This is a genomic window from Acinetobacter bereziniae, assembly GCF_016576965.1.
GTDB classification, from domain to species: Bacteria; Pseudomonadota; Gammaproteobacteria; order Pseudomonadales; family Moraxellaceae; genus Acinetobacter; species Acinetobacter bereziniae.
This window is the reverse complement of the sequence record NZ_CP066119.1, coordinates 4,290,477-4,308,100: the sequence shown is the minus strand read 5'-3', so window position 1 is coordinate 4,308,100 and position 17,624 is coordinate 4,290,477. Positions and strand designations below refer to the sequence as shown.

Genomic DNA, 17,624 nt, shown 5'->3' with positions numbered 1-17,624 from the left:
ATGACGGATAAGTCAATTCAAGAGTTAGCAGTCAGTGTAGGACTTCCAGTTACAAAGCTCCTTGATCAGGTGCGTGAAGCTGGGTTACCTCAAAAGCAGGCTGAAGACAAAATTTCTACTGAACAGCAAGATGTGCTCGTGAACCATTTGAAAAAAGCTCATGGTCAAGATACGGGACAAGCAGGACAAATCACGTTGAAACGTAAAACGACAAGTACCGCGAAAGTGGCGAGTACTTCAGGTAAGGCTAAAACTATCAATGTTGAAGTTCGTAAAAAACATACGTTTACTAAGCCAGATCCTGAACAAATTAAAGCGGAAGCTTTAGCAAAAGCGCAAGCGACGGCTCAGGCAAATTCAGCGCCAAAAGCACAGCAAGTGCCTGTGGCAAATGAAGCTGAAAAAACAGAAAGCTCTGCAAAAGCCAATTTAGAAAAAATGCGTGCTGCGGCAAAACAGCAAACCGCAGCAAAAGAAACACCAAAAGCAGCAGTGGTTGTTAAACGTAAGTCGACCAATAAACCGATTACCAAAGCAACTGTAAAAACAATTGAAACACCTGAACAAAAGCGTGCGCGTGAAGCTCAGGCAGCCCAATTAAAAGCTGCTGAGGAAGCGGCTCGTCGTAAGTCAGCAGAAGAAGCACAACAACGTACACTTGAGCAAATGCGTCAAATGGCGTCTAAGTATTCTTCTGATGAAACAACAACGACTATTCGTGTAGTTGATGATTCACCGTTGGCTGCTGGTTTGGTTGGTCAAGCATATGAAGACTCATTTGCAAAAGAAGACCGTGAAATCAAACGTGGTACCAATACTGCAAATACACGTTCTCCGAAGAAAGGTGGTCGTCGTGGTCAGGAAGAACAATCTTTCAGTCATAACCCACATAAACGTGGTTTAAAAACCAGCCAAGCGAATAAACATGGTTTTGAAAAACCTGTTAAAAAGCAAGTGTATGACGTTGAAATTGGTTCAACAATCGTGGTTGCTGACTTGGCTGCAAAAATGGCAGTTAAAGTCCGTGAAGTGATTAAATCACTCATGAAAATGGGTGAATTGGTTACACAAAACCAAGCCATTGATCAAGAAGTTGCAGCATTGATTGTTGAGGAAATGGGACATAATCCAGTTCTTGTTTCTGATACACAAGCTGAAGATAACTTGCTCGAAGCAGCTGAAGGCGCGCGTGGAGCACAAACTACACGTGCACCAGTGGTTACCATCATGGGTCACGTTGACCATGGTAAAACATCGCTTCTTGACCGTATTCGTCGTGCTAAAGTGGCTCAAGGCGAAGCGGGCGGTATCACACAGCATATCGGTGCTTATCATGTAACCACTGATAAAGGGATTATTACTTTCCTTGATACACCAGGACATGCTGCATTTACTGCAATGCGTTCACGTGGTGCGAAAGCTACAGATATCGTGGTATTGGTTGTTGCAGCAGATGATGGCGTAATGCCACAAACTGCGGAAGCAATTGATCATGCTCGTGCTGCAGGTACTCCGATTATTGTTGCAATCAACAAAATGGATAAAGAATCTGCCGATCCAGATCGTGTATTGAACGAATTGACGACCAAAGAAATCGTGCCTGAACAATGGGGCGGTGATGTCCCAGTTGCAATGGTTTCAGCGCATTCTGGTCAAGGTATCGATGAGCTTCTAGATTTAATTTCAATTCAAGCTGAAATGTTAGAGTTGAAAGCATCTGAAGAAGGTGCTGCGCAAGGTGTTGTGATCGAAGCGCGTGTAGACAATAGCCGTGGTGCGGTAACGTCTATTCTGGTTCAAAACGGTACTTTGAAAGTTGGTGATCTTGTTCTTGCTGGTGCATCTTACGGACGTGTTCGTGCGATGACAGATGAAAATGGTCAACGTATTCAATCAGCAGGTCCTTCGATTCCAGTTGAGATTTTAGGTCTTCCTGAAGCGCCAATGGCGGGTGATGAAGTGCTTGTTGTCAATGACGAGAAAAAAGCACGTGAAGTTGCTGATGCTCGTATGGATCGTGAACGTCAAAAACGTCTTGAACGTCAAAGTGCGATGCGTCTTGAAAACATCATGGCATCTATGGGCAAGAAAGATGTGCCTATCGTGAATGTTGTGCTTAAAACTGATGTACGTGGTACCTTGGAAGCATTGCATGTTGCATTGGCTGATCTTGCGACTGATGAAGTTAAAGTCCGTGTAATCGGTTCGGGCGTGGGCGCAATCACTGAGTCTGATGTTACTCTTGCTGAATCTTCAGAAGCTGTACTGCTAGGCTTTAACGTACGTGCTGATAATACTGCACGTCAAAAAGCAGATGCTGATGGTATCGACATTCGTTACTACTCAATCATTTATCAGCTTATTGATGATGTGAAAGCGGCAATGAGTGGTAAACTTGCACCTGAACATCGTGAAACGATTCTGGGTGTTGCAGAAGTTCGTGAAGTATTCCATTCAAGTAAATTCGGTGCTGCTGCGGGCTGTATGGTACTTGAAGGTGTATTGCATCGTAATAAACCAATTCGTGTACTTCGTGATGATGTGGTGGTATTCCAAGGTGAGCTTGAGTCTCTTCGCCGTTATAAAGAAGTGGTTGAAGAAGTTCGTGCTGGTATGGAATGTGGCCTTGCTGTTAAAGGCTATAAAGACATCAAAGCCCTCGATAAAATCGAAGTATATGATGTTCAGTTGATCAAACGGAGTCTTTAATGGCGGGTAGTCAACGTCTTAAGCGCATGGCGGATACAGTACAACGTGAGTTGTCAGAACTGATTCGTCAAGAGCTTAAAGATCCACGCTTAGGTGGTCTTGTGACCATCTCTGCGGTGAAAGTCAGTGCTGACTTGGGTTATGCAGAAGTTTACGTGACAGTTATGGGGCGTGAACTTGGTGATGAGCAAAGCGAAGCAGCAAATAAAGAAACCTTGGATGTGTTAAATAAAGCCTCTGGTTTCTTGCGTCACGAGTTAGGTCGTCGGATCAAAACACGTATAACGCCTCGGTTGCGCTTTCATTACGATAAAACCAATGCTTATGGTAACTATATGTTTGGTTTAATCGCAGAAGCAGTAAAAGATTTACCTGAGCAAAAAGACGAAGAATAAGTATTTGTAGAAAGCCACCTCAGGGTGGCTTTCTTATATCTGAGAAAATATGGCTATCAAGCCCCATCTTTTAAACTATATTCTAAAATAATGAGTAGTTTCGCCTTAACGCACTTTTCTTAAAAAATGTATGTCATTCCCAAAAAGCTTAATTGCGAATAGATAGCAGAAATTAAACAAAACTTTGCCTGAAACTGTATAGAATGCAGATATATCAACAAATACAAATAAATATCTCTGAGGAATAAGCAATGAATTCAATGAAAAAAGGTTTGGTAGCACTGACTTTAGCGAGTACTTTGGCTTTTTCAGGTTGTGGTTATAATACTTTGCAAGCCAAAGATGAGTCCGTCAATGCGGCTTGGTCTGAAGTGGAAAACCAATATCAACGTCGTGCAGATTTAGTGCCTAACCTTGTGAATGTCGTCAAAGGTTATGCAACGCATGAAGAAAAAGTTTTAACTGAAGTGACTGAGGCGCGTGCCAATGTTGCAGGTTTAAAAGTAGATAAAGAAGTATTGAACGATCCAGAATTGTTTAAAAAGTATCAAGAAGCACAGTCACAAATGACGGGTGCATTATCTCGACTTTTAGCCGTCACTGAAAACTACCCTGACTTAAAAGCCAATGAGCAATTCCGTGATTTACAAGTGCAATTAGAGGGGACTGAAAACCGAATCAGTACAGCAAGAACACGCTATGTTCAGACGGTACAAGACTACAATACTTATGTACGTCAGTTCCCACAAGCAATGACTGCAAAAGTGATCGGAATGAAAGCCAAACCAAACTTTAGTGCTGAAGCAGGCGCATCGAAAGCACCAACAGTGAATTTTAATTAATCACTGGGCTTTCTCTTATTTGGTGAATCACTCGAAAGAGATGAAAGACCTCTCTATTATTTAAGTAAAGGTGAGTTATGCTTGAACGGAAAGGAAAATCAGCAATTCAAATAATCAGTACATTATTCTATGTGCTTTTGGCGCTGATCCTTTCTGTTCAATCTCAGGTTTGGGCTGAAACAGCAACTGCGACAGATGAACAACAAGCACAAGAAGCCATTGTTCTCGGAAAAGTTGCTCCAAATACCAACTTGCCAAATGTGCTTGGTTCATCACCAGTACATGGTCAAAAGCAAAATCAACCGACAACCACATCTCAACAATCGTCACAGAGCTCTTCATCAAATCAAGCAAAAGTCGCCAATGATATTGCAGAGGGTGAGACAGAAAGAAATATCCCTACATTGAATCAACCCGTGGTTGATCAAGCCAATGTTTTGTCTGCGACTGAAAAGCAAAATTTAGAACAACAAATCCGTAACATTTATCGTCAAGGCAAAGCACAGATCGGGATTATTATTGTTCCAACCACAGGGCAAGAAGGTATTTTTGATTTTGCAATGCGTGTTGCAGAACAATGGAAACTTGGTTCAGCAAAACAAGACAATGGTCTATTGATCGCTGTTGCTGTGAATGACCATAAAATTCATATCGCCACAGGTTATGGTTTAGAAGGTGTATTGCCTGATATTATGGTCAGTCGGATTATACGCAATCAAATTTCTCCAGCATTTAAACAAGGGCAATATGCACAAGGTTTACAAGCTGCTGTGGTAGAAATTGAACGTATTCTAAATTTAGATCCTGAAATTGCGCAACAAGCTGCCGATGAGCTCAAAGAGCGACAAAACCAAGCAATACAAGCGCAAGAAGCAAAGGATCGCACCTTAACTACGGCAATGATTATTTTGGTGGTGGGTATATTTGCTTCATTTATCGTGGGTAATCGCTTAAGTGCAGCAGTAGCTGGGGTGACAGCAACAGCAGCTGGGCTGATATATGGTTCTGGCATTGTGATGAGCCTGATTTTAGGCTTTGGTGTGTTTTTCTTATTGATCACTTCTCTAGCTCAACTAATCCTACAAATGTTTCTCTCTGGCGGTGGGCGTGGTGGAGGCAGCGGTGGTGGTTTTGGTGGGGGGGGTGGCTATAGCGGCGGCGGCGGTGGTTTTGGTGGGGGAGGCGCATCAGGCTCATGGTAACAAAAACTGATACAACAGAAATTTTGACTGAACCAAAATTACAGGAAAAAGTACAGCCGAGTTTTAAACGCTGGCTTAAGCATTGTCTTTATATGCCAGCATCTAAGCGCTACTTTTCCAAGCAGGATCAACATGCAATTGCTCAAGCAGTTCAACAAGCCGAAGAAGGTCATGTGGGTGAAATACAGGTGGTGATCGAGGGGCATATCCCCAGCCATCAAGCCTATCATCAAAATACGCGTCTAAGAGCGCAACAACTCTTTGCCGAGTTGGGGGTATGGGATACCGAATATAACAGCGGTGTTTTACTTTATTTAAACTTGTGTGAAAAAGCAGTAGAAATTGTCGTAGATCGTGGTATCCATCAGGCGACTACACAGCAAACGTGGCAACAGATTTGTGATGAGATGATTGTGCAATTAAAAAATAAACATTACCGTTTGGCAGTTGAGAGTGGTGTGAGTGAAATAGGCAAAGTATTGAATTTGTTTTACAAACAACAAAAACCTGATAATATGAATGAATTGGCAAATCAGCCGATTATTCTGAATTAATGTCAAATAAAAATCGAAATGTTTTTAAACAAGAGTGACAGGAAATGTCACTTTTTTACGTTTAATTACTTAAAAAAAAGAGATGTTAAAAAAAGCTTGTAAACTGTTACATACTCTCTAAAATCGAAGTGTGTAAGTTGGTTGTTGATTTTTTCCACAAAAACAGCCACATAAATTGCTCGAAAAAAGGCTAATAAATTTTTAAAAACATTGGAGAAATGTTATGAATGCTCAAAAAGGTTTTACCTTGATTGAATTAATGATCGTTGTTGCAATTATTGGTATTCTTGCTGCGATTGCGATTCCACAGTATCAAAACTATATCGCAAAATCACAAGTTAATCGTGTTGTTGGTGAATTAAGTACGCTTAAAACTACTGTTGAAGCATGTATTTTAGAAGGGAAAACAGCCATTACAAACACAGAAGCTTCTGCAAATGCAACGACATGTTATGCAGGTGCTACAGTTTCTAATTTATTAGGTGCTGGTACTGCATTATACAAAGGTCTTGAAGTAACTATGCCTGCCGATGCTAAAAGTACAGGTGAAATCAAAGCTACTTTTGGTAATACTGCTGCAACAGCAATTAAAACACAAACTGTAACTTGGGCTCGTGATGTTGCAGGTACTTGGACTTGTTCAACAAGTGTAGAAGAAAAATTTGCTTCAACATCTTGTCCTGCAAAAAAAGCATCAGGAACACCTTAACTTTTAATATATAGCTATATTAATATAACTGAGAGTTTAAAGTTGTTTCGAAAAAGATTGAGTTATAAAGAAATAGTAGTAGTATTTTTCTTCATAATTCTTTCTTTTTTCTATATATATATGTGTGTTATTTATCCTTATAAATGGCAACGCACTTTTTTTAAAATTGAACAGATTTATTCAAAATATCATATTGTTTGTAATGATGGTGCTCCATCATGGATGAATGAATTTTTAGAAAAAAATATCAAAGATAATAAAATACTTGGTAATCAATTGATTTATATTGATAAGAAAAAAATAGTATATCATTGTGAGTCACCAACAGGAATTTTAAATGTTGATAAAATGAGTGTGAAAACACTATTTCGTTATGGAAGTAACACAAAACCAATTACTGCAGCGTATATCTTAAAATTAATTGAAGAAAAAAAAATAAGGTTAGATACGAGTTTGAGTGAAATATTTCCAGAATTAAATAATGGAAAAATAAGAGATCCTCGCATATTAAAAGTTAAAATTATAAATTTATTACAGCATAGTTCTGGTTTTGATCGAATGTTAAGTAAAGATGTAATGTTTGAAGAGGATTCTACACCATGGTGCCCATATAGTATTGATAAATTAAAAAACCAGGTACTTGATTTTTATCCTGGTCAATATAGTGCATATGATAATAGAAATAGTTGCTTATTAGGTATGGTAATAGAAAGAATTTCGGGAAAAAAATATCGAGAAGCTATAAGTCAAGAGTTTAATTTAAAGATGAGGAATATTAATTTTTCAAATGGTCCATATGTAAAAAATGAAGTTAAATATAATTTTTTATATAATGAATATAGATTTGAGGATTATTACAAAAAGTTTGATTTTTATGCTCTATCATCATCTGCTGGATTAATAGGTAATGCATATAGCCTAGCTATACTACTGGATGATATTGTTAGAGATGACAAATATAATAAATTTTTAGCACTCACTGAGAAAGATGTTCTATGTGGAAAAAAAAATTCAGAAGAGTGTTTTAATTATTCTATGAATGTTTTAAGAAAATATAATAATTCTTTTCAATTTAAATATGGAAATTTACCATCATCCAGTTCTTTCTCATTAATTAATAAGAATAAAGAAATAGTAGTTTGGATGGGAAATGCCGAGAGATTAGACTATAGGTTTAAATTTGAAGTTTTTATAGCAGATAAAATTTATTTGTCAAATTAGTATATAAATTGTTAATTTTTGACATTTTTTTCTAATAGTAAGTATATTGTATTCTTTAGTTATACTTTTTACTATAATTATAAAAAAAGGTATTATATATGAGAGAAATAGAAGGCTTTACATTAGTTGAGCTTATGATTATTGTTACGATCATTGGTATTCTTGCTTCTATTGCATTATTGCAGTACCAAAACTTTGTTGTTAGATCTCAGCTTACAAGTGCCATAGCGGAGTTAAATGGTGCACGTCCTCAATATGAATTGATTATGAATGAGGGATCGGTTTCTACTAGTAATGCTTATACTGTTTCAAACATGTTTTTTTCAACATCATCTAAATTTTGTACTTATGCGGTTCAAGCACCAGTTGGAGGCATGGCAAGCCCTGCTTTAGAATGTCACCTTAAAAATGTTGCTTCTGCAATCAAAGGTGAATCTATATTTCTCAACAGGGATAGTGATGGAAAGTGGAGTTGCAGTACATCTTCAGGAATTGCAAACAAATATAAGCCCGTAGATTGTATTTAAATAAACTGGCAACTAAAATTATTTCACATTTAATTTGGTTATATAACAATGTCAAAACGTATAAAATTTTTTTTGGGGCATTTAACGATTTCTTTGGCAATCGCCTTGTTTTTTATTGCTGTTGTATTTTTTATTTGGTACCCAACACCACTCGCTAAAGCAGTAGGTGTCACTCAAATATTCTTGATGTTGATTGCAATTGATGTGGTTATTGGTCCATTTTTAACACTATTAGTCTATAAAGAAGGTAAAAAAACGTTAAAAATGGATTTGGCAGTCATTATACTGATTCAAATTTCTGCTTTAGGTTATGGTGTATTCAATATTGCACAAGGTCGCCCAGCTTGGATTGTCTATGATAATGCAGGTCGTTTTGATTTGGTTCGAAATAATGAGATTGAATTAGATAAAATAGTACAAGCACAACAAGAATATCAGAAAGCGAGTTGGGGGAAGCCACAAATTGTTGCATTAAAAAAAGAAAAAAGCATAGAAGCGCAAAATAAGCGATTATTTGAAGACTTGAGTAATGGGGTGATTCCAACTATGCATCCTGAGCGCTATACGAAATTAAGTGATGCAAAAAATGAGCTACTGCAAAATATTGAAAAAATTGATGTTTTGATAAATTTCAATACAAAAGAGGCTGTTTATAAAACTCTGAGTCAATATCCTGCAGCAAATGCATGGCTTCCTTTAAAATCGACAAATGTTGATATGGTCGTACTCATCAATAAAGAAAAGGGTGAAGTTGTAAAAATTGTTGACTTACGACCTTGGAAATAAATACTTAGATTTCTCAAAACTGGGCTTATAATAAGCTCAGTTTTTCTGTTTACTTTTCATATGAAAGCCATTCCTTATATCCTTTCAGCCTTACTGCTTTTACTTGCTTGGCTTTTGCCGATTCATAAAATGCCATGGACGACATTTGGTAGTGAAGCACTGACTTTTCTCTCAGCATTGGCTTTGTTAAGTGCTTTTTATCATCAAGATTTAAAAATACCCAGACCTCAATTAATTGTATTGCCTGTACTCACAATTCCTCTGATTCAATGGGGCTTTGGCGAGATTCTATACCTGAGTAATGCATTACTCTGCACAGCCTATATTGCCATGTTTTGGTTGATGGTGGTGGTGGGTTATAACTTAGCAATTGGTGGAAAAGGTCAAAGGGAACAGGTTTTTAAAATTTTCTGTCTGGTGGTGTTTACAGGTGGAATACTTTCGAGCTTTATTGCAATCACGCAATGGTTGGATATCAATGAGTATTTTAGACCCCTGGTCAATCTTCTCAATGGTAATCGCCCCTATGCAAACTTTGCTCAACCCAACAATTTAGCGACCTTTATTTGTATGGGCGTATTTGCATGCTTGTACTTTTATGAAAAGAAAATCTTACCCAATTATGTCCTTGTACCGTCTGCTTTTGTCTTACTATTGACCATTGCATTAACCCAGTCACGTACTGCTTGGGTAGTCTGTTTATTCACACTATTTTATTTAACCATTAAGCAATTTGGTCAAACCAAACGTTTTGGTTTTGTAAAACTGCTGGTATGGAGCGGTGTATTCGTTGTTCTTATCACTAGTTTGCCTCTGATTAATCAATGGCTTACTGCGGTATCAACACAAGATATTGTACAAGCTTCTTCAGTGGTGGAGCGGGCAAGTTCGGGTTATCTGCGATTGGATATGTGGAACCAAGCTTTGATTGCGATTTCAGAAAAGCCATGGTTGGGTTATGGCTGGAATCAGACAGGAATGGCGCAAATTGCTGCTTTTGATGTATATCCATCACATGAATGGTATAAAACAGCACATAACGTGATTTTAGATTTATTGATCTGGAATGGTATTCCGCTGGGTGGGTTGATCATTCTCTATGTCGTTTTTTGGTTATATTGGTTAAATAAAGGCATAAAGGAACCCGTTTCAATTGTCGCCAGTTTGATGGTCTGTGCGATTCTGATTCATGCATTATTAGAATATCCGATTCATTATGCTTATTTTTTACTGCCTTTGGGTTTTTTACTGGGGCTGATTCAAGCGCAATATCCTCGACTACCGACTGTGAAGCTGAAATCGTCGATCATTGTGAGTATTATTGTGATCGGTCTGGTATTGGTTGGTGTGATTTATCGAGACTATATTTTATATCGTCAACAAAGTGTTTTTGTGACCAAAAAGACACCTTTAAGTGCTTCACAACAATCAGTGATGAATCAAGATATTTGGTTGCTGACGCAGTTTAAAGAGCGTGTATGGTGGATTGGTTTAAATCCTTATACAACAATGACAGATCAACAATTACAGTCTATGGGGCGTATGGTGGCGAATTTAGCGTCTGCATATGATATTCATAAATATGCACAGGTCTTGGCTTTTAATGGTAAAAAGTCTGAAGCTGAGCATCAATTATGGATTCTAAAGACCTTGCATGGACAAGATAAAAGTTATCAGGAATTATTGCCTGCTTCCATTTCAACACAGTAGAATTCTTTTTTATAAAATGAATTCTTAATTTTAAAACTTGAGTTGAATGGTATATGCAATTTGTTGAAAAACTCATGCAGTAAATATAGCCTGAGTTCGACAAAAGCTCTTGATGAAAGATGATGCTTACTGGTAGTTGACGAGTTTTGCTGTGAGTAGCAATGTTGCTGTACAAGATGATTGCCTTGAGGAGCTTCGCTCCTCATGCAAAAACAAAAGATAGAAGTATGGTTAGCCGCATGCTGATCCAAAACTTGGATGAAAATTCAGAAAGAATCCGCTAAGAACATTGTTTTTTCAATAAGTTAAAAGTGTAGCTGTATCGAACTCATGTTAAATATAATTTCTTGATCAATAAAATAAATGCAATAAATATATTGTTTGATGATCTAGAGTTTGCAATGCCACGCTTTACCTCTAAAGTTTAAATTGTTTTGCGCAGGCATTGACTCACTTTTCAGAGATGAAAAGTGACAAAAATCTTCCGTTGAGCGAGGGTCTTGCGCTGCAAACAAAGCAATGCTTTGTTTTTTGCTCATATACCCCCGCTCAACATAACGACATCCATGTCGCTTCACGATAGCAAGACCATCGATGATTCAAAAGTACAAAATAAATGAATCATCAAAATATTCTAATGAGCATAAAGCTCTTTGGATATCGATGAGTGATATCAGAATCACTTGTATGAATAATCCGGCGGTTTGACTATATTTCATACTTTAAACAAAGCTGTAAATTGTCCCAAATCATAGTGCTAAAAATCCCCAGTTGGGGATTTTTTTAAAGACTCAAACTTACATTTGGCTTTGAATATAATTCTCGATGCCTACACTTTCAGTAAGATCTAATTGAGTAGTGGTCCAATCCCAATACTCTTCTTCTTTTTCTAGAATTTCTTGAACCAAATCACGTGTCACATAGTCTAAATGTGTTTCTGCCAATGCAACGGCAGTTTTTAATGCTTCAATATTTTCTTTTACTTTGCGAACGTCACAATTCAAAACTTCAACAGTATGTTGACCGATATACAGTTTTCCTAAATGTTGAAGGTTTGGTAAGCCTTCTAAAAAAAGAATACGCTCAATAATTTTATCGGCATGCTTCATCTGACGGATAGACTCTTTATATTCAGCTGAGCCCAGTTGTTCAATTCCCCAATCATTAAACATACGAGAGTGTAAAAAATATTGGTTAATTGCAGTCAGGTGATGAAAAAGCACTTGGTTGAGTTGGTTGATAACGTCACGATTGCCTTTCATGGTCAAAGCTCCATTCTAAATTTCTGCCTTAAATCCTACCCAAAATGTTTCACTCAAAAGGATGTCATTGAAATATAGTAATTAAGGCAATCTGATATCAGTCTATATTAATCAACTTTTGAGATGCTGACGAGTTATTTATAGAACGGCAAATGAAAATCGCAATCAAAAACAATAGGGATGTCGTTTTATGATGAGCAACGATCTTAAAAAATGAACCCGCTTTGAGTCGAAGCGGGGGAGGAGAATGATCCGGAGATCATTAGAAAACTTATTTATTATCGTTATAGGAAAATTCTTGGTATTGCTTTGCTAAGCTGCTACAGAAATACGTGCAGCAATTAGTGAAAGTTCTTCATTGATAATGCTTTTTGCTTCAGGTGCGCAACGACCACAGCAGGTACCCAAATCTAATAATTCACGCACTTCACGATAGCTTTCCGCACCATTAGCCATAGCGTCTTTAATATCTTGATCTGTAATACCACGACATAAGCATACGTACATGAAAACTCAACCTAGCGGTTAAATGCGATAACTAATATTATTGATAATTATTATCACTTGTCAATAGTGTTTATTTAAAATACGATAGATCATGATTGGCTTTTTGAATAAAAAAATACCACCTGATCGGTAGTATTTTTTGTATATTTTTAATACATTTTAAATCAATTGCTTAGCTAAAAACGCTTTTTTCGCAATTATTGCGGGATAATCACCACACCATCCATTTCAACCAATGCACCTTTCGGCAATGCAGCAACACCTAGCGCAGCGCGTGCTGGATAAGGTTGAGCAAAATACTCTCCCATGATTTGGTTGACCAACTGGAAATTTGATAAATCTGTCAGGAAAATATTGAGTTTTGCGATATCAGCCAAGGAGCCACCTGCCGCTTCGCAAACCGCTTTTAAATTGTCAAAAACACGTCGAATTTGCGCTTCAATGCCATCAACCAATTCCATGCTGTATGGATCTAAGCCAATTTGCCCTGAAAGATACAAAGTATTGTCTACGAGGATCGCTTGTGAATAAGTTCCAATCGCAGCAGGGGCATTTTCAGTATGAATCACTTGGCGGGACATTGATTTCTCCTTGATTTTTAATCATTTCATCATGACGCATAAACGAGACACCATTCATCAATGAATAACGGTAAATAGCGTACAGCTTAATTTAGCATGCTTTTGCTTTCAGTGTTTCATTCATTGCAATGGGCATTGCCAATCGACTGATACGAGGGAAACCAAACTGCATACGGAGCTCACGAATGATTTGTGCAATTTGTTTGCGATTATTCACCACGATATTCACATAAGTTTTATCTTCGTGTGTACGCACTGATTCGACGCCCGTTTTTGCTTTACGGCAGAGATAAATCAATTCCGAAATTTGCTCATCAGTGAGCACCAAGTCAATACTTAAGTAAGCATTGAAGTTTACATCGTCTTCTTGTTCAGAAGTCCAATGGAGCAACATGATATTTTCAGGATGTAAATGTTGTTCATGCAACAGGTTATGACAGCGCTCACGATGAACAATTAAACCACGACGTGATAAATGCCCTTGAATTGGATCACCTAATACAGGGTTACAACAATGCGCATATTTAACATCTACACCATCTGTCCCTTGAATTAAACGATTTGAAGCATGTTCTTCGGTATTTTGCGATTGCGCATATAAATGATTGGCAACCAATTGAGGAAGCAAATCACCTACAGCAATTTGTTCAAATAAGGTGTCTTTATCTTGAATATGACGCCATTCCAACAGATCAGCCCAATCTGCTTCTGATAAATCTTTAATTGAACGATTGAACAATTTTAAAGCACGGTTTAATGCTTGTTGTCCTACCAATCGTTGTTCATCAGGATCTTGATCTCGCAAAATATTTTGGATCGCACGTCGTGCTTTTTGGGTATTAATAAAGCTTAACCAATCTGGGTTTGGCGTTGCCAATACATCTGTGATGATTTCAATCACTTGACCACTGATCAGTGGTGTTGAAAGTGGCTTAATTTCCCCATTGATTTTGGCACCCACAGCATGGTTACCTAAAAACAAACTTGCTGAATAGGCAAAATCAACAGCAGTCGCGCCTTGCGGTAATTCGTGCAATTGACCATGTGGGGTATAAACCCAAATTTTTTCTTGATGTAAATAATCCAATAAGTCGCTAAATGTAGTTTTAGCACATTCATTACCCACCAAGAGATCTAGATTCTTCATGGATGCTTGAATTGCTGAACGGCAAGCTTGCGGTGCATTTTCACCTAGAACCACACCAAATCGTGCTGCTTTACGCATCAATTCAGTTTGAATGGTCAGTGACAGTGTAGTGCGTTCACCTTTGAGCTTGATCATTAAAGATTGATTACCACCAGGGAGTGGGCGACGAATATGATCTTCATAGTCTAAAACTTGGAAGTTTTCCCGTAATGCATCGACCAGACGGTCACAGTCGGCAATGCTTTGTAAAATAATTTCAAAAGCATGGCTATGGGTGAGTTCTTGTAAATCAATTTCATTTTTAACAAAATGGCGCAATAATTCGATATTGTTATTCTTCTTTTTAATACGCCCTTGAATATTATAATTATTCAGCAATTCAGCTAAATTTTGTTCCCAAACAGATTGATATTTACATCGTTCTGGTTTGGTTTTGAGTAGATTCTCTTGGACGTCATTGTACATATCAAGATCAAGATTTTGATAGCACAGATGCTCTAAGTTATCTGCCATTTCATTCATACCCACAAGACGTGCCATAGGTACAAAAATATCAAAGGTTTCTTGAGCAATGCGTGCACGTTTATCTGGGCGTAAAGCGCCGAGCGTGGTCATATTGTGATAGCGATCTGCAAGCTTGATGATAATCACGCGAGGGTCTTGCAAGGTAGCTTGGAGAATTTTACGGAAAGATGCGGCTTTATTATATTCTTTGTCACTGGAATGGCTGAGTTTGGTGACACCATCAACCAATTCTGCAACAGTCTTGCCAAATTTTTCGGTAATGTCTTCTTTGGTAAAATCAGTATCTTCAATGACATCATGCAGCAAAGCTGCCATTAATGTTTCAGCATCCATTCGCATATGCGCCAAAATACAGCTCACAGCAATCGGATGTAGGATATAGGGTTCACCACTTTTACGTGTAATACCATCATGCGCAATATCAGCATAATCACAAGCCGTAAGAACCCGCTCGACATCGCTTGGTTTTAAGTAAGCGTCGATAATTACGTTAAGCTGTTGCTTGGCTTGGCTGACCTCTTGGCCTGGCATAAAAACACCTATCCTAAATTACAAATTTGAAATCTTTTCCTAATGCTTAATGAAAAGCATATTGAGCGACTTGTCAATTTCTAGATCGAAAAAATATTTATTTTTTTAACAAATATTTTGAAATTTGTCGATCAATAGGCGATTTTTGTTGAGAAGCGACTGCAATAAAAAAGCCTAGTTGAAAAACTAGGCTTTTAGAAAAAGCTGATCTTATTGGAAAGAAAAACCTTCAAGATTAAGATTGTTTGCAGATAAAGCAAGGTCAAGACTTGATGTTTGATAATCTTGATCACGTTGTTTCAAAATATCTTTGGTCACATGACCAATCGCAATCTCACGTAATGCAACAACAGTCGGCTTGTCATTGTCCCACTCAACAGTAGGCTCAATACCTTGACGTGCCAATTGACGCGCGCGTTTGCTTGCCACTAGTACAAGCTCAAAGCGGTTGTCTACATGGTCTAAACAATCTTCAACGGTTACGCGTGCCATAGGAATTCTCGTTTGGATACAAAATTTTTAAATAGACTATGCAGTATAAAATGCTTTCATCACATACTCAAGTTTTAATCGAAGCTTATTGAATAAACTTCAACTCAAAAAATTAACTTTGCGGGGTAATTAGCTTTGTAATCAAAGCTTGATGTCGGTTCGCTTGCTGCTCTATTTTTAAGCGATTGGCGTTGATTACAGATTCTAAGTCATGCAAAGCTTTATTGAAATCATCATTGATAATAATGTATTCAAAATTAACATATTGTTGCATGTCTTCAACAGCACAGCTGAGACGGTGCTCAATTACTTCTACAGAGTCAGTTCCTCGATTTGAAAGACGTTGACGTAAATCAAACTGAGTTGGTGGGAGGATAAAGATTTGTTTAGATTCAGGAAAAAGTTTACGAACTTGTTCAGCACCTTGCCAGTCAATCTCCAAAAGCACATCATGACCTTTAGCCAATTGTTCTTTTACTGTTGCTTGTGCAGTACCATAGTAATTGCCAAACACTTCTGCATATTCGATAAAACCACCTTGATTGACTTGGTCAAGAAAGTCTTCTTTAGACGTAAAATGATAATGAACACCGTCGAGTTCGCCAGGTCGTTGACCACGAGTCGTATGAGAAACAGAAACATGTAAATTGCTTACACGTTCAAGTAGCGCCTTCACGAGAGATGTTTTGCCTGTTCCTGAAGCCGCAGAAACGACAAACAATAAACCCGACATGATATTTTTCCTGATATGATAAAATATCTTCTCTATTTTAGAGTAGAGCGCAGACAAACAAAACAGTTTTTACACATTGTTTGTGTTTAATCGCTAAAATATATCCAACCATTGAAGTGAGCAACGAGGATTTTATGGAAATTGTATTGGCTAATCCACGTGGATTTTGTGCAGGTGTAGATCGTGCAATTGCCATTGTCAATCGTGCACTTGAATGTTTTAACCCGCCGATCTATGTTCGCCATGAAGTGGTGCATAACAAATTTGTGGTGGATGATCTTCGTCAACGTGGTGCAATTTTTGTTGATGAGTTGGATGAAGTTCCAGATGATAATATTGTTATTTTTAGTGCACATGGTGTATCCAAAGCCGTACAACAAGAAGCTGAACGTCGTGGATTAAAAGTGTTTGATGCAACTTGCCCGTTGGTCACTAAAGTCCACATCGAAGTCACCAAATATGCTCGTGAGGGCACAGAAGCAATTCTCATTGGTCATGAAGGTCACCCTGAAGTTGAAGGGACGATGGGACAGTATGACAAAAAAAATGGTGGTGAAATTTATCTGGTTGAAGATGAAGAAGACGTTGCATCATTAAGCGTTAAACATCCTGAAAAAGTCGCATTTGTTACTCAAACCACGTTATCTATTGATGATACAGCCAAAGTCATTGATGCCTTACGTCATAAATTTCCGCATATCCAAGGTCCTCGAAAAGATGATATTTGTTATGCCACTCAAAACCGTCAAGATGCTGTACGAGATTTAGCAACCCAGTGTGATGTAGTGTTGGTGGTAGGCTCTCCAAACTCCTCTAATTCAAATCGTTTACGTGAGTTGGCAGAGCGAATGGGGAAACATGCTTATTTGGTGGATAATGCGGACGAGTTGCAACAAGCATGGTTTAGTCCTGAGCATAAAATTGGGGTGACTGCAGGAGCTTCTGCACCAGAGATTTTGATTAAGCAGGTCATCCAGCGTTTGCAGGACTGGGGTGCAACAGCACCACAAGAACTCAACGGTCGTGAGGAAAATATCACATTTAGCTTGCCAAAAGAGTTACGGATTCATGTAACTCAAGCATAAAGATAAGTCTTAATTTTTAAGCAGATAGCTGAATATTTCAGTTATCTGCTTTTTTATGCCTTTTATCCAACTTGTATTGGTTTTGTAAGTGTTTAAGTTATGATTT

The 17,624-nt window shown here is 37.9% G+C and carries 17 protein-coding genes; 11 read left to right on the top strand and 6 right to left on the bottom strand.

What is annotated here, in order from left to right; translation table 11 throughout:
• The 10 genes from infB (at window position 1) to I9192_RS20120 (ending at window position 10,655) form a co-directional block, all read left to right on the top strand.
• Window positions 1–2,709 carry a translation initiation factor IF-2 gene (infB, locus tag I9192_RS20165; protein WP_004826372.1) on the top strand — a complete coding sequence of 903 codons (2,709 nt, stop codon included), beginning with the start codon at window positions 1–3 and terminating at the stop codon, window positions 2,707–2,709.
• Window positions 2,709–3,104, top strand: coding sequence for a ribosome-binding factor A (locus I9192_RS20160; protein WP_004826375.1), 396 nt, complete (start codon window positions 2,709–2,711; stop codon window positions 3,102–3,104). The genes infB and I9192_RS20160 overlap by 1 nt, the downstream gene beginning before the upstream one ends.
• A gap of 251 nt (window positions 3,105–3,355) precedes the next feature.
• Entirely contained in the window at window positions 3,356–3,946 is a 591-nt protein-coding gene (locus I9192_RS20155) for a LemA family protein (RefSeq protein ID WP_004826378.1), read from the top strand.
• Between the two features lie 77 nt (window positions 3,947–4,023).
• On the top strand, window positions 4,024–5,148 hold the full coding sequence (locus I9192_RS20150) for a TPM domain-containing protein (RefSeq protein WP_005035395.1): 1,125 nt from the start codon (window positions 4,024–4,026) through the stop codon (window positions 5,146–5,148).
• Window positions 5,142–5,702: a TPM domain-containing protein gene (locus I9192_RS20145; RefSeq protein ID WP_005035397.1), complete on the top strand. Its 561-nt coding sequence runs from the start codon at window positions 5,142–5,144 to the stop codon at window positions 5,700–5,702. The genes I9192_RS20150 and I9192_RS20145 overlap by 7 nt, the downstream gene beginning before the upstream one ends.
• Window positions 5,703–5,925: 223 nt before the next feature.
• Window positions 5,926–6,411: a pilin gene (locus tag I9192_RS20140; RefSeq protein ID WP_005035399.1), complete on the top strand. Its 486-nt coding sequence runs from the start codon at window positions 5,926–5,928 to the stop codon at window positions 6,409–6,411.
• Window positions 6,412–6,468: 57 nt separating this feature from the next.
• Window positions 6,469–7,632, top strand: coding sequence for a serine hydrolase domain-containing protein (locus tag I9192_RS20135; protein WP_151801030.1), 1,164 nt, complete (start codon window positions 6,469–6,471; stop codon window positions 7,630–7,632).
• 98 nt (window positions 7,633–7,730) lie between these two features.
• The gene (locus tag I9192_RS20130) at window positions 7,731–8,159 is read left to right on the top strand and encodes a pilin (protein ID WP_005035403.1); all 429 of its coding nucleotides are present in this window, start codon (window positions 7,731–7,733) and stop codon (window positions 8,157–8,159) included.
• Between the two features lie 48 nt (window positions 8,160–8,207).
• Entirely contained in the window at window positions 8,208–8,945 is a 738-nt protein-coding gene (gene tfpZ, locus I9192_RS20125) for a TfpX/TfpZ family type IV pilin accessory protein (protein ID WP_005035405.1), read from the top strand.
• A 60-nt stretch (window positions 8,946–9,005) separates the two neighbouring features.
• On the top strand, window positions 9,006–10,655 hold the full coding sequence (locus I9192_RS20120; protein ID WP_005035407.1) for a PglL family O-oligosaccharyltransferase: 1,650 nt from the start codon (window positions 9,006–9,008) through the stop codon (window positions 10,653–10,655).
• Window positions 10,656–11,452: 797 nt separating this feature from the next.
• Here I9192_RS20120 and bfr read toward each other — a convergent pair.
• From bfr to gmk, 6 genes are all read right to left on the bottom strand, one after another.
• A complete protein-coding gene (gene bfr, locus I9192_RS20115) occupies window positions 11,453–11,917 on the bottom strand; it encodes a heteropolymeric bacterioferritin subunit Bfr (RefSeq protein WP_004826395.1) in 465 nt (154 codons plus the stop codon).
• Between the two features lie 312 nt (window positions 11,918–12,229).
• The gene (locus tag I9192_RS20110; RefSeq protein WP_004718308.1) at window positions 12,230–12,424 is read right to left on the bottom strand and encodes a bacterioferritin-associated ferredoxin; all 195 of its coding nucleotides are present in this window, start codon (window positions 12,422–12,424) and stop codon (window positions 12,230–12,232) included.
• A 197-nt stretch (window positions 12,425–12,621) separates the two neighbouring features.
• The gene (locus tag I9192_RS20105) at window positions 12,622–13,005 is read right to left on the bottom strand and encodes a RidA family protein (protein ID WP_004826398.1); all 384 of its coding nucleotides are present in this window, start codon (window positions 13,003–13,005) and stop codon (window positions 12,622–12,624) included.
• A 91-nt stretch (window positions 13,006–13,096) separates the two neighbouring features.
• Window positions 13,097–15,208: a RelA/SpoT family protein gene (locus I9192_RS20100; RefSeq protein WP_005035409.1), complete on the bottom strand. Its 2,112-nt coding sequence runs from the start codon at window positions 15,206–15,208 to the stop codon at window positions 13,097–13,099.
• Between the two features lie 210 nt (window positions 15,209–15,418).
• Window positions 15,419–15,700: a DNA-directed RNA polymerase subunit omega gene (gene rpoZ / locus I9192_RS20095; RefSeq protein ID WP_004718302.1), complete on the bottom strand. Its 282-nt coding sequence runs from the start codon at window positions 15,698–15,700 to the stop codon at window positions 15,419–15,421.
• 112 nt (window positions 15,701–15,812) lie between these two features.
• Complete coding sequence (gmk, locus tag I9192_RS20090) at window positions 15,813–16,433, bottom strand: guanylate kinase (protein WP_005035411.1); 621 nt, start codon at window positions 16,431–16,433, stop codon at window positions 15,813–15,815.
• 134 nt (window positions 16,434–16,567) lie between these two features.
• Between gmk and ispH the strand changes: the two genes are divergently transcribed.
• On the top strand, window positions 16,568–17,518 hold the full coding sequence (ispH, locus tag I9192_RS20085; protein ID WP_005035414.1) for a 4-hydroxy-3-methylbut-2-enyl diphosphate reductase: 951 nt from the start codon (window positions 16,568–16,570) through the stop codon (window positions 17,516–17,518).
• The last annotated feature ends 106 nt before the right edge of the window (window positions 17,519–17,624 follow it).

Bases quoted from the DNA above. Each gene is read 5' to 3' on its own strand.
- bfr (WP_004826395.1), bottom strand. From the start codon at position 11,917: ATGAAAGGCAATCGTGACGTTATCAACCAACTCAACCAAGTGCTTTTT.
- I9192_RS20145 (WP_005035397.1), top strand. From the start codon at position 5,142: ATGGTAACAAAAACTGATACAACAGAAATTTTGACTGAACCAAAATTA.
- I9192_RS20155 (WP_004826378.1), top strand. From the start codon at position 3,356: ATGAATTCAATGAAAAAAGGTTTGGTAGCACTGACTTTAGCGAGTACT.
- I9192_RS20120 (WP_005035407.1), top strand. From the start codon at position 9,006: ATGAAAGCCATTCCTTATATCCTTTCAGCCTTACTGCTTTTACTTGCT.
- gmk (WP_005035411.1), bottom strand. From the start codon at position 16,433: ATGTCGGGTTTATTGTTTGTCGTTTCTGCGGCTTCAGGAACAGGCAAA.
- I9192_RS20100 (WP_005035409.1), bottom strand. From the start codon at position 15,208: ATGCCAGGCCAAGAGGTCAGCCAAGCCAAGCAACAGCTTAACGTAATT.
- I9192_RS20160 (WP_004826375.1), top strand. From the start codon at position 2,709: ATGGCGGGTAGTCAACGTCTTAAGCGCATGGCGGATACAGTACAACGT.
- I9192_RS20130 (WP_005035403.1), top strand. From the start codon at position 7,731: ATGAGAGAAATAGAAGGCTTTACATTAGTTGAGCTTATGATTATTGTT.
- I9192_RS20105 (WP_004826398.1), bottom strand. From the start codon at position 13,005: ATGTCCCGCCAAGTGATTCATACTGAAAATGCCCCTGCTGCGATTGGA.
- tfpZ (WP_005035405.1), top strand. From the start codon at position 8,208: ATGTCAAAACGTATAAAATTTTTTTTGGGGCATTTAACGATTTCTTTG.
- I9192_RS20110 (WP_004718308.1), bottom strand. From the start codon at position 12,424: ATGTACGTATGCTTATGTCGTGGTATTACAGATCAAGATATTAAAGAC.
- ispH (WP_005035414.1), top strand. From the start codon at position 16,568: ATGGAAATTGTATTGGCTAATCCACGTGGATTTTGTGCAGGTGTAGAT.
- infB (WP_004826372.1), top strand. From the start codon at position 1: ATGACGGATAAGTCAATTCAAGAGTTAGCAGTCAGTGTAGGACTTCCA.
- I9192_RS20140 (WP_005035399.1), top strand. From the start codon at position 5,926: ATGAATGCTCAAAAAGGTTTTACCTTGATTGAATTAATGATCGTTGTT.
- rpoZ (WP_004718302.1), bottom strand. From the start codon at position 15,700: ATGGCACGCGTAACCGTTGAAGATTGTTTAGACCATGTAGACAACCGC.
- I9192_RS20150 (WP_005035395.1), top strand. From the start codon at position 4,024: ATGCTTGAACGGAAAGGAAAATCAGCAATTCAAATAATCAGTACATTA.